Source organism: Lentzea nigeriaca (assembly GCF_016907955.1).
Classification (GTDB): domain Bacteria; phylum Actinomycetota; class Actinomycetes; order Mycobacteriales; family Pseudonocardiaceae; genus Lentzea; species Lentzea nigeriaca.
The window spans coordinates 21905-37217 of record NZ_JAFBCX010000005.1 but is presented as its reverse complement, the minus strand read 5'-3'; the positions used below and the strand labels follow the sequence as shown (position 1 = coordinate 37217).

The 15313-nt window shown below is 69.5% G+C and carries 18 protein-coding genes; 9 read left to right on the top strand and 9 right to left on the bottom strand.

Annotation, left to right across the window (positions count from 1 at the left end; translation table 11 throughout):
• The first annotated feature begins 23 nt into the window (after positions 1–23).
• From bioD to JOD27_RS18210, 4 genes are all read left to right on the top strand, one after another.
• Positions 24–743, top strand: coding sequence for a dethiobiotin synthase (gene bioD / locus JOD27_RS18225; protein ID WP_204763435.1), 720 nt, complete (start codon positions 24–26; stop codon positions 741–743).
• 70 nt (positions 744–813) lie between these two features.
• Positions 814–1830 carry a biotin synthase BioB gene (bioB, locus tag JOD27_RS18220; RefSeq protein WP_204763434.1) on the top strand — a complete coding sequence of 339 codons (1017 nt, stop codon included), beginning with the start codon at positions 814–816 and terminating at the stop codon, positions 1828–1830.
• Positions 1830–2018, top strand: a complete 189-nt coding sequence (gene bsaP, locus JOD27_RS18215) for a biotin synthase auxiliary protein BsaP (protein WP_204763433.1) — start codon at positions 1830–1832, stop codon at positions 2016–2018. The genes bioB and bsaP overlap by 1 nt, the downstream gene beginning before the upstream one ends.
• Positions 2019–2031: 13 nt before the next feature.
• The gene (locus JOD27_RS18210) at positions 2032–2622 is read left to right on the top strand and encodes a DUF2567 domain-containing protein (RefSeq protein WP_204763432.1); all 591 of its coding nucleotides are present in this window, start codon (positions 2032–2034) and stop codon (positions 2620–2622) included.
• A 60-nt stretch (positions 2623–2682) separates the two neighbouring features.
• Here JOD27_RS18210 and JOD27_RS18205 read toward each other — a convergent pair whose 3' ends face one another.
• From JOD27_RS18205 to JOD27_RS18190, 4 genes are all read right to left on the bottom strand, one after another.
• Positions 2683–3405, bottom strand: a complete 723-nt coding sequence (locus JOD27_RS18205; protein ID WP_204763431.1) for a putative hydro-lyase — start codon at positions 3403–3405, stop codon at positions 2683–2685.
• Positions 3402–4646 (bottom strand): MFS transporter, encoded by a 1245-nt coding sequence (locus JOD27_RS18200; RefSeq protein ID WP_204763430.1) that lies wholly within the window; start codon positions 4644–4646, stop codon positions 3402–3404. Before JOD27_RS18200 ends, JOD27_RS18205 begins: the two co-directional genes overlap by 4 nt.
• A gap of 305 nt (positions 4647–4951) precedes the next feature.
• Positions 4952–5632: an LON peptidase substrate-binding domain-containing protein gene (locus JOD27_RS18195; protein WP_204763429.1), complete on the bottom strand. Its 681-nt coding sequence runs from the start codon at positions 5630–5632 to the stop codon at positions 4952–4954.
• Between the two features lie 9 nt (positions 5633–5641).
• A complete protein-coding gene (locus JOD27_RS18190; protein ID WP_204763979.1) occupies positions 5642–6310 on the bottom strand; it encodes an NUDIX hydrolase in 669 nt (222 codons plus the stop codon).
• Between the two features lie 99 nt (positions 6311–6409).
• Here JOD27_RS18190 and nadA point away from each other — a divergent pair, with 99 nt between their 5' ends.
• The 3 genes from nadA to nadC are packed head-to-tail and all read left to right on the top strand — an operon-like array spanning position 6410 to position 9890.
• Entirely contained in the window at positions 6410–7429 is a 1020-nt protein-coding gene (gene nadA / locus JOD27_RS18185; protein WP_204763428.1) for a quinolinate synthase NadA, read from the top strand.
• Positions 7429–9042: an L-aspartate oxidase gene (locus JOD27_RS18180; RefSeq protein WP_204763427.1), complete on the top strand. Its 1614-nt coding sequence runs from the start codon at positions 7429–7431 to the stop codon at positions 9040–9042. The genes nadA and JOD27_RS18180 overlap by 1 nt, the downstream gene beginning before the upstream one ends.
• The gene (gene nadC, locus JOD27_RS18175; RefSeq protein WP_204763426.1) at positions 9039–9890 is read left to right on the top strand and encodes a carboxylating nicotinate-nucleotide diphosphorylase; all 852 of its coding nucleotides are present in this window, start codon (positions 9039–9041) and stop codon (positions 9888–9890) included. The genes JOD27_RS18180 and nadC overlap by 4 nt, the downstream gene beginning before the upstream one ends.
• Here nadC and JOD27_RS18170 read toward each other — a convergent pair.
• The 3 genes from JOD27_RS18170 to JOD27_RS18160 are packed head-to-tail and all read right to left on the bottom strand — an operon-like array spanning position 9861 to position 11581.
• Positions 9861–10352: an antibiotic biosynthesis monooxygenase gene (locus JOD27_RS18170; RefSeq protein ID WP_204763425.1), complete on the bottom strand. Its 492-nt coding sequence runs from the start codon at positions 10350–10352 to the stop codon at positions 9861–9863. The genes nadC and JOD27_RS18170 overlap by 30 nt on opposite strands.
• Before the next feature lie 40 nt (positions 10353–10392).
• Positions 10393–10800 carry a cupin domain-containing protein gene (locus JOD27_RS18165; RefSeq protein WP_204763424.1) on the bottom strand — a complete coding sequence of 136 codons (408 nt, stop codon included), beginning with the start codon at positions 10798–10800 and terminating at the stop codon, positions 10393–10395.
• Between the two features lie 4 nt (positions 10801–10804).
• Positions 10805–11581: a carbon-nitrogen hydrolase family protein gene (locus tag JOD27_RS18160; protein ID WP_204763423.1), complete on the bottom strand. Its 777-nt coding sequence runs from the start codon at positions 11579–11581 to the stop codon at positions 10805–10807.
• Positions 11582–11606: 25 nt separating this feature from the next.
• Between JOD27_RS18160 and JOD27_RS18155 the strand changes: the two genes are divergently transcribed.
• Entirely contained in the window at positions 11607–13106 is a 1500-nt protein-coding gene (locus tag JOD27_RS18155; RefSeq protein ID WP_307830193.1) for an ABC transporter substrate-binding protein, read from the top strand.
• On the opposite strand, the gene JOD27_RS18150 is transcribed toward JOD27_RS18155, so the two are convergent.
• The gene (locus tag JOD27_RS18150; protein ID WP_204763421.1) at positions 13099–13590 is read right to left on the bottom strand and encodes a hypothetical protein; all 492 of its coding nucleotides are present in this window, start codon (positions 13588–13590) and stop codon (positions 13099–13101) included. The genes JOD27_RS18155 and JOD27_RS18150 overlap by 8 nt on opposite strands.
• Positions 13591–13600: 10 nt before the next feature.
• Positions 13601–14089 (bottom strand): hypothetical protein, encoded by a 489-nt coding sequence (locus JOD27_RS45030; RefSeq protein WP_239567637.1) that lies wholly within the window; start codon positions 14087–14089, stop codon positions 13601–13603.
• A 27-nt stretch (positions 14090–14116) separates the two neighbouring features.
• Between JOD27_RS45030 and JOD27_RS18145 the strand changes: the two genes are divergently transcribed.
• Positions 14117–15241: an aminotransferase class V-fold PLP-dependent enzyme gene (locus JOD27_RS18145; RefSeq protein ID WP_307830192.1), complete on the top strand. Its 1125-nt coding sequence runs from the start codon at positions 14117–14119 to the stop codon at positions 15239–15241.
• Positions 15242–15313: the final 72 nt, after the last annotated feature.

Below are 15313 nucleotides of genomic sequence, written 5' to 3'. Positions count from 1 at the left end.
GTGACGGCTTAGGGTGATTGCTCGTGAGCGTGCTGGTGATCACCGGAACCGGGACCGAGGTCGGCAAGACCGCCGTCACCGCGGGCATCGCGGCGCTGGCCAGGGCAGAGGGCAGACGGGTCGCGGTGCTGAAGCCCGCGCAGACCGGTCTGCTGCCGGGCGAGCCTGGCGACGTGGCGGAGGTGGCCCGCCTCGCGGGCGACGTGACCACCCGTGAGCTGGCCAGATACCCCGACCCGCTGGCGCCGGACACGGCGGCGCGCCGGGCCGGCATGGCCACCGTGCACCCCAAGGACGTCGCCGCTGTCGTGACGGAGCTCGACGAGACCCACGACCTGGTGCTGGTCGAGGGCGCGGGCGGGCTGCTCGTCCGGTTCGACGAGAGCGGGTCGACCCTGGCCGACATCGCGTGGGCGGTGAACGCGCCCGTGCTGATCGTGGCGCAGGCCGGGCTGGGCACGTTGAACGCGACCGCGCTGACGGCCGAGGCGCTGCAGCGGCGTGGCATCGAGTCGATCGGTGTCGTGGTGGGCAGCTGGCCGTTGCACCCCGACCTCGCCTCGCTCACGAACCTGACCGATCTGCCGGAGGCGGCCGGTGGCCCGTTGCTCGGCGCGCTGCCGCAAGGTGTGACGAAGCTCGGTTCTGTGGATTTCCTGGCGGTCGCCAAGAGATCGTTTTCACCGTGGTTCGGCGGTGAGTTCGACCCGGAGACGTTCGCGGCCCAGTTCGCCGTCCAGTGACCTATGTCGCTCCACGATGAACGATTCAGTCAGGCAGACTGCACGCCAGGCCACAGGAGGAGGAGAGACCGTGACCGCAGCTCCGGAACAGATCGACGTGCTCGACGAGGCTCGTGAGCAGGTACTCGAACGAGGCGTCGGGCTCTCCGAAGCCCAGGTCCTGAAGGTGCTCGAGCTGCCTGACGACCGGATCCCGGAGCTCCTCGCGCTCGCCCACGAGGTGCGTGAGCGCTGGTGCGGTCCCGAGGTCGAGGTCGAGGGCATCGTCTCGCTGAAGACCGGTGGCTGTCCCGAGGACTGCCACTTCTGCTCGCAGTCCGGCCAGTTCCCGTCGCCGGTGCGCAGCGCGTGGCTGGACGTCCCCGGCCTCGTCCGCGCGGCCAGGCAGACGCGGGAGACCGGCGCGACCGAGTTCTGCATCGTCGCGGCCGTGCGCGGGCCGGACAAGCGGCTGCTCTCGCAGGTCCGTGACGGCATCAAGGCCATCCGCGAGGACGGCAACGACATCCAGATCGCCTGCTCGCTCGGCATGCTCACGCAGGAGCAGGTCGACGAGCTCGTCGCGATGGGCGTCCACCGCTACAACCACAACCTCGAGACGGCCCGCTCGCACTTCCCGAACGTCGTCACCACGCACTCCTGGGAGGAGCGCTGGGACACGTTGAAGATGATCCGCGACGCGGGCATGGAGGTCTGCTGCGGCGGCATCATCGGCATGGGCGAGTCGCTGGCGCAGCGCGCCGAGTTCGCCGTGCAGCTGGCCGAGCTGGAGCCGGACGAGGTGCCGCTCAACTTCCTCATCCCGAACCCCGGCACGCCGTACGAGAACTACCCGGTCGTCGAGGGTGCCGAGGCGCTGCGGACGGTCGGCGCGTTCCGGCTGGCCCTGCCTCGCACGATCCTGCGGTTCGCCGGCGGTCGTGAGCTGACGTTCGGCGACCTGGGCGCGAAGCAGGGCATGCTCGGCGGCATCAACGCGATCATCGTCGGCAACTACCTGACGAACCTCGGCCGTCCCGCCCAGCAGGACCTCGAGATGCTGGAAGAACTGTCCATGCCGATCAAGGCGCTGAGCCAGACCCTGTGATGACGTACTGCTCCTTCTGCGGCAAGGACGACGCTGACGGTGACCACGCGTTCTGCCGTCAGCGCCTGTCCATGATCGACCCGCCGCGCTACTGCTCGGAGTGCGCGCGCCGCATGGTCGTCCAGGTGACCCCAGACGGCTGGGCCGCCCGCTGCAGCCGTCACGGCGAGATCACTTCTGGTCGGTAGTAACCTCTCGCGAATGGACGAGGAAGCAGCGCCGGTGCGCGTCGAACCCGTGCCGGAGCCGCCGTACGTCTACCACTACATCCGGCCGCGGCCGAAGGTCGTGGTGAAGCGGGATCTGTTGCCGGGCCTGGTGGTGCTGCTGACGACGTTCGCGTTCGGGCTGCCTGCCGGGTACGTGTGGTCGTGGCTCGCCCCCGGCCAGCTCAAGATCGTGTCGGCGCAGGACGGCAAGCTCTACCCGATCGGAGTGGAGAGCTACCACCGGCTCGACGCGCTGATGGTGTTCGTGCTGATCGGTCTCGGCGCGGGCGCGATCACCGGCATCGCGGTGTGGCTGCTGCGGCAACGGCGCGGCCCGATCGTGATGCTCGGCATGACGGCGGGGTCGTTCGCCGCGGCGTGGTTCGCGCAGTACCTGGGCGGCAACCTGGCCGCGGGCGCGTACCCGATGCCGGCGACGATCAAGCCGAACGACACCCTGCTCGTCGCGCCTGCTTTGGAGACATGGTGGGGAGTTCTCGCGTGGCCTTTGGCCGCTGCCCTCGCCTACGGCTGCTGCGCCGCGTGGAACGGCCTGGACGACCTGGGCCGCCGCCTCGGCTAGCTCGAGGAAGGGAACCTTTCTCCACCTCACGTGGAGTGTGGAGGAAGGTTCCCTTCCTCGTCAGCCGACGCGGTAGGCGAAGTCCGGCATGTCGGTCACGAACATCTGACCCGGCGCGTGCGTGATCGCGAACGGCGGCCTGGACTTCATCAGCACCGCCTGCGGAGTCACGCCGCACGCCCAGAACACCGGCACGTCACCGGATTCCGGCTCGACGGAGTCGCCGAAGTCGGGCCGGTGGATGTCGGAGATGCCGAGCATCCGCGGATCTCCCGCGCCGACCGGAGCCCCGTGCACCGACGGCATCAGCGCCGTCACCTTGTGGGCGATGTCCACAAGGGACTCCGGGATCCAGCGCATCGACACGACCATCGGGCCGTGCAGCCGTCCCGCGGGGCGGCACTGGACGTCCGTGACGAACATGGAGACGTTCTTGCCCTGATCCACGTGCCGCAGCGGCACTCCCGCGCTCTCGAGCGCGGTCTCGAACGTGAAGCTGCAGCCGATCAGGAACGTCACCAGATCGTCGCGCCAGAACTCCGTGGCGTTCTCGGGTTCGGCGACCAGCTCACCGTGGTCCCAGATCCGGTAGCGCGGCGCGTGGGTGCGCACGTCCGCGTCCGGCTTGAGCGCGCTGACGGTCTCACCGGCGTCCAGCACGTCGAGCACCGGACAGGGCTTGGGGTTGCGGTGGGTGAAGAGCAGGAAGTCGTACGCCCAGTCCTTGGGGATGGCGATCAGGTTGGCCTGAGCCTGGCCAGGTGCCTTGCCCGCTGTCGTCATTCCAGCTCCTTGTTGACCGTCTCGGGCAGCCAGAGCAGTGCGATGACCGCGATCCCGTAGGCCGCCGCTCCGAACAGCATCGCACCGCCGATGCCCAGCTTGTCGGCCATGAACCCGACCGCGCCGGGGAACAGCGCGCCGAACGCGCGGCCGAAGTTGTAGGTGAAGCCCTGCCCGGTGCCCCGCAGCGCGGTGGGGTAGAGCTCGGACAGGTAGCTGCCGAACCCGCTGAAGATCGCGCTCATGCAGAACCCGAGCGGGAAGCCGAGGAACATCACCAACGTGTTGGCACCGTTGGGAATCTGCGTGTAAGCCACGATCAGCAGCGCGCTCGCGATCGCGAACAGCGTGAAGGTCTTCTTGCGTCCCAGGTAATCCGTGAGGTAGCCGCCGCTGACGTACCCGATCCAGGCGCCGGTGATGAGGAACGCGAGGTAGCCGCCGGTGCCGATGATCGTGAGGCCTCGGCCGGTCTGCAGGAACGCGGGCAGCCACGTCGCGAGCGTGTAGTAACCGCCCTGGACGCCGGTCGCGAGCAGGGCCGCGAACAGCGTGGTCTTGAGGATGCCGCCCTGGAAGATCTTCGGGAAGGTGCCCTTCTGGTTGGTGTGGGCCTTCGCCTCGGGCGCGTCGTCGACGTTGCGGCGCACGTAGAAGATGAGGATCGCGGGCAGCGCACCGGTCCAGAACATGATCCGCCACGACCACGCCGGTTCCGCCAGCGAGGCGACCAGCGTGTTGACGATGACGGCGAGACCCCAGCCGACCGCCCACGCGCTCTGGATGAACGCGACCGTGCGGCCGCGGTACTTCGGCTTGCAGTACTCGGCCACGAGGATCGCCCCCGCCGCCCACTCGCCGCCGAACCCGAGTCCCTGCAGGGCGCGGAAGACCAGCAGCGACTCGTAGCTCGTCGCGAAGCCGCACAGCACGGTGAAGAACGCGTAGGCCGCGACCGTGATGATCAGGGTTCTGGACCGGCCGAACCGGTCGGCCATCACACCCGCGACCGCGCCGCCGATGGCGCTCATCAGCAGGGTGGACGTGCCGACGAGGCCCGCCTGCGCCTTGGTGAGGTGGAAGTAGCCGGTGATCGCGACCAGGCTCAGTGGCAGGACCCAGTAGTCGTACGAGTCCAGCCCGTAGCCGCCGAACGCGCCGACGAAAGCGCGCCTGCCTTTCTGGCCGAGACTGCGGAACCAGGCGAAACGGCCTGTGTCCTCGGTCGTGGTCGTGCTCATGGGACACCTCGCAGCGTGGTGGAGGAGTGCTTGGGGTGTGATGTGTCCCTCAGAGTATGGATTGTTCAACAATCCCACAAGCCCACAATTCAACGATCCAGCAACGCTGGTCACATATCCAGCCGAAGTGCGGACCTCGGTGGGCCTCCTGGCGACCGTGAGACCGAACTTCGGCCACGCCTCGGCCAACGCACTCGACCAGTCGTCGGCCAGTTCCAGAACGACGAGAACGACCTGACTGCCCGGCTGCCGACCGTGCGCCACGACTCTCGGCCCGCAGCTCGTCCCTGAGCTCGGGAAGTTCCTCAGTTCGGGTTCGGCACGTGCCCGTACTCGGTGAGCGGCACCGGCACGGCCTTCAGAGCGCTGAGAATCCCGGTCTCGCGGTGCAGCATCTTCCGGACGAGCCGCAGCCGCCGCGCCGGCGAGCGTTCCTCGAGCAGCCGCTGCCGGTCCTCCACCGGCAGCAGGCAGTCCGCGGCCAGCAGGTACGACAGCGCGCCCAGGTCGACGTCCTCCGCGGGCGAGGACCAGTCCTCCCGGTGCCAGGCAGCCCCGCAGTACCGCTCGTGGGCCGCACGCGCCCCGCGTTCGAGGATCGGCACGACCTCCAGCGCCGCCTCCGGCACGGGGGAGTCGTCGAGGTAGTCGACGTGGGCGAGCAGGTACGGGGCGGTCGTGGAGTCGACGTCCACCAGACGGAAGCGGCGGACCCCGCGCGTGACGATGTCGAACCGGCCCTCCGGCAGCGGCCTGGCGTCGAGCAGGTCGGCCGAGCAGCCGATGTCCTGCAGCGAGTGGACGTTGTCGGCGCCGACCTCCCAGCCCTGCTTGATGCACACGACGCCGAACGTGCGGCCGAACAGCGAGCCGGTCATCAGGTCCACGACGAGCTGGCGGTAGCGCGGCTCGAAGATGTGCAGCGGCAAAGACGCCCCTGGGAGCAGCACTGTGCCCAGGGGGAAGAGCGGGAGCGTCTCGGCCACGCGTCCACGTTACGGGGTGCCACCCCCGCCCGCCGGACGGCCGGATCCCGGCGGCCTCAACACGGCGAACGGATCGGTCACCTTGATTCCCTTGGCGCTGAACCGGAACAGGGCGGCGGGCCGGCCGCCGGACGGGCCGGGGGGAGCGGTGCCGCCGGTCGGTTCCAGCAGCAACCGGCGGGACAGGACCCGCTGGAGGTTCGTCGCGGACACCCGGTAGCCCAGTGCCGCGGAGTAGTGGTCGCGCAGCAGCGAGATCGTGAACTCCGGTGGCGCCAACGCGAAGCCGAGGTTGGTGTACGACAGCTTGGAGGCGAGCCGGTGCCGTGCTCGGTCCACAATCGAGGCGTGGTCGAAGGCCATCGACGGGAGCGTGTCCACGCAGTGCCACCGGGTGTCCTCGGGGACCTCCGGATCGACGTCGGAAGGGACCAGTCCGAGGAACGCGGTGGCGACCACACGAGGCGGCGGGACCCGGTCCGGGGCGCTGAAGACGGCCAGCTGCTCGACGTGTGACAGTTGTCGCACATCGACTTTTTCGGCGAGCTGACGGCGGATGGAGGTCTCCACGTCCTCGTCCACCCGCAGGCCGCCACCCGGCAGCGACCAGCGGTGAGCGTGCGGTTCCCGTGCGCGCTCCCACAGCATGACCTGGAGTGACGCACCTCTCACCCGCAGCACAGCTGCCAGAACTTCATGTCCCACGCCCGCCACTCGGCTGATACTATCGGCGACGTTTTCGACCAGTAGGCGAAAACCTGGACCGAGGAGGCAGTGATGGTCGCTACCGCAACCGTGGAGCGAACCGCGTCGGGTGTGTACGGCGGGGTCGAGCCGGACGCGGCGTGGCGGGACGAGGTGTTGCGGCTCGCGAAGGAACGTGACGCCGTCATCCTGGCGCACAACTACCAGCTGCCCGAGATCCAGGACATCGCCCACCACACCGGCGACTCCCTCGCTCTCAGCAGGATCGCCGCCCAGTCCGACGCGCAGACCATCATCTTCTGCGGTGTGCACTTCATGGCCGAGACGGCGAAGATCCTGTCGCCGGAGAAGACCGTGCTGATCCCGGACGAGCGCGCGGGCTGCTCGCTCGCCGACTCGATCACCGGCGCGCAGCTGCGCGAGTGGAAGGCGCAGCAGCCCGGCGCGGTCGTCGTGTCCTATGTGAACACCACGGCCGAGGTGAAGGCGGAGACGGACATCTGCTGCACGTCGTCGAACGCCGTCGACGTGGTGCGCTCGATCCCGGCCGACCGCGAGGTGCTGTTCTGCCCGGACCAGTTCCTGGGTGCGCACGTCAAGCGCGAGACGGGCCGCGAGAACCTGCACATCTGGGCGGGCGAGTGCCACGTCCACGCCGGCATCAACGGCCCTGAGCTGGCCGAGCGCGCCGCCGCGAACCCCGACGCCGACCTGTTCATCCACCCGGAGTGCGGCTGCGCGACGTCGGCGCTGTACCTGTCGGGCGAGGGCATCGTGCCGTCGGAGAAGGTCAAGATCCTCTCGACCGGCGACATGATCACCGCCGCGCGTTCGACGAACGCCCGCAAGGTGCTCGTCGCGACCGAGGTCGGCATGCTGCACCAGCTGCGCAAGGCCGCCCCGGAGATCGACTTCCGCGCCGTCAACGACCGCGCGTCCTGCACCTACATGAAGATGATCACCCCGGCCGCGTTGTTGCGGTGCGTGCGTGACGGCCTGGACGAGGTGCACGTGGACCTGGAGACCGCTCGCAGGGCGCAGGGTGCCGTGCAGCGCATGATCGAGATCGGCCAGCCCGGCGGCGGTGAGTGATGGCCGCGCGCTGGGAGGCGCGGGCCGACCTGATCGTGGCCGGCACGGGCGTGGCGGGCCTGACCGCCGCGCTGCGAGCCCGTGAGCTGGGGCTGCGCGTCCTCGTCGTCACGAAGGCGGCGGGCGACGACGGCAACACCCGCTGGGCTCAGGGCGGTGTCGCGGTGGTCATGGAGGACCAGCACGACCCCGGCGACTCGGTCGCGCGGCACATCGAGGACACGCTGACGGCGGGCGCGGGCCTCTGCGACGACGCGGCGGTCGCGGCGATCATCTCGGACGGCCCGGCCGCGGTGGCCAGGCTGCGGGAGCGCGGCGCGGTGTTCGACGCCCGGCCGGACGGTCTGCTGGAGCGCACCCGCGAAGGTGGGCACAGCGCGTTCCGCGTCGTGCACGCCGGTGGTGACGCGACCGGTGCCGAGGTCGAACGGGCGCTGTTGAGAGCCACAGTGGACGGACGGGTTCCCCTGCTGGAGAACCACGTCGCCGTCGACACGGTGAAGACGCCGCTCGGTGCCGTCGCCGGTCTGCTGGTGCTCGACGGCAACGGCGTGCCCGGCGTGCTGACCGCGCCGGCCGTGCTGCTCGCGACCGGTGGCCTCGGCCAGATGTACCAGGCGACCTCGAACCCGTCCGTCGCGACCGGCGACGGCCTGGCGCTGGCGTTGCGCGCCGGTGCGCTGGCCGCGGACGTCGAGTTCATCCAGTTCCACCCGACCGTGCTGTACACGGGTCGCGGCGCACGTGGCCGTTGCCCGCTCGTCACGGAGGCGGTGCGCGGCGAGGGTGCCGTGCTGGTCGACGCGACCGGCGCCCGTGTGATGAAGGGCGTGCACCCGCTGGAGGACCTGGCCCCCCGCGACGTCGTGGCGGCCGCGATCACCCGGCACATGGCGCTGGAGCCCGGTGGTGTCGACGACCACGTCTTCCTGGACGCGACGTCGTTGCACGACATGGCTTCCCGCTTCCCGACCGTTTACGCCGCGTGTGTTTCCGTGGGCGTCGACCCGGCCGTGGACCCGATTCCGGTGGCCCCGGCCGCCCACTTCGCCTGCGGTGGCGTGGTTTCCACCGTCGACGGCCGCACCGGCGTCACCGGCCTGTACGCCGTCGGCGAGGTCGCCCGCACGGGTCTGCACGGTGCGAACCGCCTGGCGTCCAACAGCTTGCTCGAGGGCCTGGTCTGCGGCACCCGCGCCGCCGAGGCCGTGGCCGCCGACCTGGCCGTCGGCCTGATCGCCCCCGCTCGCGCGGTGGACCCCGTGCTGCCCACTGCTCCTGTTGCCGACCGCGACATGCTGCAGCGCGTGATGTCCCGCTACGCCGCGATCGGCCGCGACGCCGAGGGTCTCGCCGTCGTGGGCTCGGTGCTGGACGTGTCCACTGTGGACAAGCAACTGGAGTCGCGCGAGCTCGTCGAGGACGCGGCGCTGACCATGGCGGCCCGCGCCCTGATCGCCGCCGCTGCCGAGCGCACGGAGTCGCGCGGCTGCCACGTCCGCACGGACTACACCGAGCGTTCCGAAGCGTGGCAACGCAGTCAGCTCGTCCGGCTCACCCCGACCGGTCAGCCCGTGCTGGCCGATCCCGTTCTCGCGGAGGGTGTCGCATGACCGTCGACTTGGCCAAAATCGATTGGGACGACGCGAACCGGGTCATCCAGCTCGCGCTCGAAGAGGATCTCCGCTACGGCCTGGACGCCACCACGCTGGCGACGGTGCCGGAGAAGGCTGTCGCGACAGCCGAGATCACTCCTCGTTCGCCCGGTGTGCTGTGCGGCGTTTCCGTTGCGCGCGCGGCGTTCCAGCGCTATCTGCCCGAGGTCGAGGTGCTGTCCGAGGCAGCCGACGGCGACAAGGCCGTGCCCGGCGAGCCCGCGCTGGTGCTGACCGGCCCGACCCGCGGCCTGCTCACCGTCGAACGCACGGCGTTGAACCTGATCTGCCACCTGTCCGGCATCGCCACCCAGACCGCGCTCTGGGTGGACGCCATCGAGGGCACCGGCGCTTTTGTCCGCGACTCCCGCAAGACGTTGCCGGGCTTGCGCTTGCTGCAGAAGTACGCGGTCCGGTGCGGCGGCGGCGTGAACCACCGCATGGGTCTCGGCGACGCGATCCTGATCAAGGACAACCACGTCGCGGCGGCCGGTTCGGTGGGGGCGGCGATCCGCGCGGCCCGTGCGCACGCGCCGGAGCTGCCGATGGAGGTCGAGGTCGACAGCCTGGAGCAGCTCGACGAGGCGATCGCCGAGGGCGCGGAACTGGTGCTGCTGGACAACTTCACGCCGGAGCAGTGCGCCGAGGCCGTTGCCAGGAGGCCGGAGAACGTGAAGCTGGAGGCGTCCGGCGGGCTGACCTTGGAGGTGGCCCGCCAGTACGCCGAGACGGGCGTGGACTACCTCGCGGTGGGTGGTCTCACGCACTCCAGCCCATCACTCGACCTCGGCCTGGATCTTCGCTGAAACAGTACGCGGGGAGCTTTCGTACTCTCCTGGAGTACGGGAGGGCCCCGCGTGCGGTCGAGCAGCGGGCTGGTAGCGGTCCACACTCACGTGCCGGACGCCGGGAAAGTTCTGCACCCGGCGCCAGTCCGCGGTGCGTGAGCCGACCCCGTTGCCGTCCGACACCGCGTCGACGTGGTCCTGGGCGCTGACCCACTCCGCGACGTTGACGACGCGCTTGCCGTCGTCGCGGATGTGGAACGCGGCGGAAAGCCCGCCGGGGTGCGGGTTCGGCTCGCTGGCGAGCGCCACGAACACCGAGTCGACCCACGCCTTCGCGGTGGCCTCGCTGTCGGTGTCGACGGTGACGAGCACGACGCAGCCCACGGCGCGGTCGCGGCGTGGGCTGCTGGAGCGGTAGAGCGTGTAGCCGTCGAGATCGGTGCGGCTGCGGACGAACGAGGGCAGTTCAGGAAGAGTCATGCCCCCGATCTTGTGAGCTCGACCTAACTGGAGGTCAAGCTCACTCGAACGAACAACCGGGATTCGGCTCGTCGCGCGACAGCGGCGTGCCGGCCGGGTTCACGTACAGCACCTGCAACACCATCGGCTCGGCGCCGAGATTGCGTCCGATGTGCACGTGCGCGGGCTCCTCGATCACCGTGTCACCGCGGTGGTGCACGAAGTTCGTCGTGCAGTCGGACATGGTCCTGGTCAGCACGCCCTGCTTCACCACGGCGTAGAGCGTGCCGTCGTGGCGGTGCCAGCCGGTGGTGCCACCGGCGGCGACGGTGATCTCGCGGATGACGTAGTCCTTGTCGCCGACGGACCACTTGGCGATCTCGCGCGCGGTCACCCCGCGCGAAGGCGTCGCGGAGGCGACGCCGGAGAACAACAGCAAAGCGGCCACTACGGCCGAAACGATGCGCATGAGATCAACGTAGCCGTCGGTTCGCGAGCACGGGGAGGACGGTGCGGGCCTGGTCCACCGTCCCCTCGGTGTCGATCTCGACGACCGAGACGGCGGGCTTGTCGTCCAGCTGCAGGGTCACGTTCCCGAACGGGTCCGCGACCGTCGAGTACCCGATCCCGGTCGGCGCGGACGAGCCCAGGTCGCCCGGATAGGCCTGCCCGCACGCCACGACCCACGACGTGCAGTCCAGCGCGCGCGCCCGCACCAGCAGCTCCCACTGCTCCTTCTTGCCCGGTCCCGCGCCCCACGACGCCCCGACCAGCACCGCGGCCGCGCCCTGGTCCGCCAGCGCGCGGAACAGTTCGGGGAAACGGATGTCGTAGCAGGTCGCCACGCCCAGCGTGACGCCGTCCAGTTCGAAGACGAGCGGCGACGAACCGGGGGCGACGGTGCGCGACTCCTGGAACCCGAACGCGTCGAACAGGTGGATCTTGTCGTAGCCGACGTGGATGTCGCGCCCGGTCACCAGCATCGTGTTCGTCACGCGGTCGCCGGACGGCGTGAACATGCCCGCCACCACCACGACGTCGTGCAACGCGGCGATCTCGTGCACCGCGGAGGCCCACGGTCCGTCCAGCGGCTCGGCGACGGGACCGAGCGGCACTCCGAAGCGGCACATGGTCGCCTCCGGCAGCAGGACGACCCGCGCGCCCTCCGCCCGGCGCACCGCGTCGCGGACGAGCTCCAGGTTGGACCGGGGGTCGGTCGTCGAGCTGATCTGGCTCACAGCGATGCGCATGAGGATCACTGTAGGGTCCGGCACTGTGCGTTTCCCACTGCTCCTCGTCGTGTTGCTGGCCGCCGCGGGCTGCACCGAGACCGCGCCGCCCCGCCCCGACGGTGGCACGAACGGCACGTCGATCGTGCTCGCCGACCGCGACGAGCCGGCCACGCTGAACCCGCTGCTCGGCTACGGCGCGCAGGGCGTGTCGAAGATCTACGACGGGCTCGTCGAGCACCGCCAGGACGGGTCGCTCGGGCCTCAGCTCGCCGCCGACCTGCCGGAACCGGCCGCGGACGGGTTGAGCTGGACGGTGAAGCTGCGCGGTGACGTGAAGTTCACCGACGGCAGCACGTTCGGCGCGGAGGACGTCGTCGCGACCTACACCGCGGCGCTGCAGAACCCCGTCAAGGACAGGTTCACCACGCTCAAGAGCGTCGAGCAGCTCGACCCGTCGACGGTCAGGTTCACCCTCAACCAGCAGCACGCCGCCTTCCCGCACCTGCTCACGCTCGGCATCCTGCCCAGCGAGCAGGCGAACCCGAACGGCAAGCCGATCGGGACCGGGCCGTACAAGGTCGCCGAGTGGAAGAAGGGCGACCGGCTGCAGCTGGACGCCAACGAGACGTACTTCAACGGCGCGCCCAAGATCAAGAAGCTGACCGTCGTCTTCGTGACGGACGACAACCAGCGCGCGCGCCGCATGCAGGACGGCGAGTTCGACGGCACGGTGCTGCCGCCCAAGATGGCGACGCAGTTCACCGGCAAGTCCGGCCTGCTCGTCCAGTACCACCGCAGCGCCGACTACCGCGCCGTGCGGCTGCCCGCGGCGAACCCCGTCACCGGCAACGCCGCCATCCGCCTCGCGCTCAACTACGCCACGAACCGTCAGGGCATGATCGACAGCCTGCTCGACGGCAAGGGCACCATCGCGTACACGCCGGTGCCCGACGCGCTGGCCGAGGACTTCGACCCGACCGCGAAGTTCCGCTTCGACAAGACCGAGGCAGCCCGTCAGCTCGACGCGGCGGGCTGGGTCGCCGGTGCGGACGGCATCCGCGTCAGGGAAGGCGTGCCGGCGCGCTTCACACTGATGTACCCGCTCGGCGACGACCTGCGCGCCGACCTCGCCACGGCGTTCGCGGCGGACGCCAAGGCCGTCGGCGTGGACGTGCAGCTCGCCGGGCTGTCGTGGGAGGCGATCCGGCCGCGCATGGGCCAGGACGCGCTGCTCTACGGCGAGGGCTCGCCGTTCGACCCTGACCTCATGCTCTACGACCTGCGCGGTCAGGGCAGCGCGGCCGCCGACACGGCGCTGGAGAACGGCCGCAAGCTCATCGACCCGGCGCAGCGGGCGGTGGCGTACAAGCTCTTCCAGCAGGCGTTCGTCGCCGCGCCGTCGATGGCCGTGCTGGTCTTTCCCGAGCACGCGTACGTGATGCGCGACTCGTGGAACGGCTATCAGGCCGTGGTCGACCCGAACTCCTACGGCGTGCTCGCCTGGGGCCCGTGGTGGAACCTGGAGAAGTGGGAGCCTAAGTAGTCCGGGCGTTGATCTCGCGGACGGCCTGCTCCGGGTCGTCCGCCCAGAACTCGACGCGCTTGACCCGCTGCGCGCCGGTCTTGCCGAGGTCCACGAGCTGCGGCTCGCGGAACGGCACCGACACGTTCGTCCTGGTCAGCGACTGGATGACGAGCGCGTCGCCGATCACTTCAACGCTGCGCTGCCCCTTGTGGCTGCGCTCGGCGACCTGCGCGGCGCCGAGGTCGGCGGTCGGGATGCGCCAGTCGAAGAACCCCAGCTGACGCAGCCGCAGCTCGTCGTCGGTGATGGTGTGCGGCTGGCGGTGCAGCACGTACAGAGCGCCCACACACACGATGGTGTTCAGCACGCCGAGCACGATCAGCGTGATGAGCAGCCACGGGATGTCCAGGGCAAACGCGACCAACGCGATCCCGACCGCCGTGATGATTAGGAACCGCCAGTACCGCGGCCGCATGCGCTTGCCGTAGGGGATCTCCACCATGTGGCGGAGCCTATTTCCGCAGCGCGCGCACCATCTCGCCGGGGCTGTCGGTCCAGAACTCGACCTTCGTCACCTCGTGCACGCCGCGCCGCCCGAGATCGACCTCCTGCGGTTCGTTCAGCCACACGGAAACGTTGGTGGAGTTGGAGATCTCCAGCACGAGCGTTCCGTCCACAACGGACCGCGTCTTGTTCAGCGACCGGCTGGTCATGCCCTGCGCGACTTTCTCGATGGCCGCCAACGGGATCCGGTACTCGAACTCGCGCGCGTACCGCAGCCACAGGTACTCGTCGTCGATCTCGTGCTGGAACTTGTGGAGCATCCAGAGCAGCCACGCGAGCAGCAGCCCGCTCAGCAACCCGAACACCAGCAGCACGGCCCGCAGCCAGAACCACGGCACCAGGAAGTCCACGAGCAGGATTTCCACTGGTGTGAGCACGAGGAAAACCCACAAGAACGGCCGTACCTGAGCGCTGTACCCGAACGAGCGATCCCCCATGCACCTGATGGTGGCACAGTGGGGCGAGTGAGCGATCTGATCTTCTTGGACAGCGCCGGTTCGTCGATCCCGCCGGCCCCCGTCGTGGACGAGGTCATCGGGCATCTGAGGCGGGAAACGGAGATCGGCGGCTACCGCGCCGCCGCCGAACGCCGCGATGACCTGGAGGCGGGCTACGGCGTCCTCGCTGAGTTCTTCGGGTGTCACCCGTCAGAGGTTGCTTTCACGGACAGTGCAACTCGATCTTATTTGGTGGCGCTCGACGCGGTGCCCCTGGAGGCCGGCGACCGGATTCTTGTCACCGAGGTCGAATACGGTGGCAACGCGATCCCGCTTCTGCGCCGTGCGGCGGAGACCGGGGCGGTCGTCGAGGTCATCCCTTCCGACATCCACGGACAGGTCGATCTCGACGCTCTGAACCTTGACAACCGGGTCAAGTTGATCTCGCTCGTCCACGTCCCGACGAACGGCGGCTTGGTCAACCCCGTGAATGAAGTGACCGCGGCGGCGCACGAGGTCGGTGCGCTGGTGTTGCTCGACGCCTGTCAGTCGACAGGGCAGCTCGATCTGCGCGGCCTCGATTACGACATGTTGGCGTGTACAGGTCGTAAGTGGCTGCGCGGACCGCGCGGTACGGGGGCGCTGGTCGTGCGCGACGAGGTGCGGGAAAGGCTCCACCCGCGTCTGGTGGACCTGCACAGCGGCGTGTGGACCGGGCCGATGGAGTACCGCCTGCGTGACGACGCTCGGGTGTTCGAGCTGTGGGAGTGCAGCGTCGCCGACCGGCTCGGGATGATCGCTGCCGCGCGCTACGCCCTGGACAAGGGGCTGGACGTGATCGAGGCGGAGGTCGCCGACCGCGCCAAGCGCATGCGTGAGGGTCTGCGGGCGATCGACGGCATCACCGTGCAGGACCTCGGTGAACGCCAGTCGGGCATCGTCACCTTCACGTCGGAGAGGGTGCCGGCGATGGAGCTGAAGGACCGGCTCTGGGCCCGGAACGTGGCTGTCACGGTCTCGCAGCGCGGGTCGACGATGATCGACATGACGAGGCGGGGCCTGGACGAAGTAGTGCGGGCCTCCCCGCACTACTTCGTCACTCCCGAGGAGATCGATCAGGCGCTGGAGCGGATCAGCCGGTGTGTTCGGTGACCTGTCCTGGGAGTGCGGCGTCGGTGACCGGTGAGCGTGGTCGCTGTCGCGCCACGCCCTGGACAACGGGGC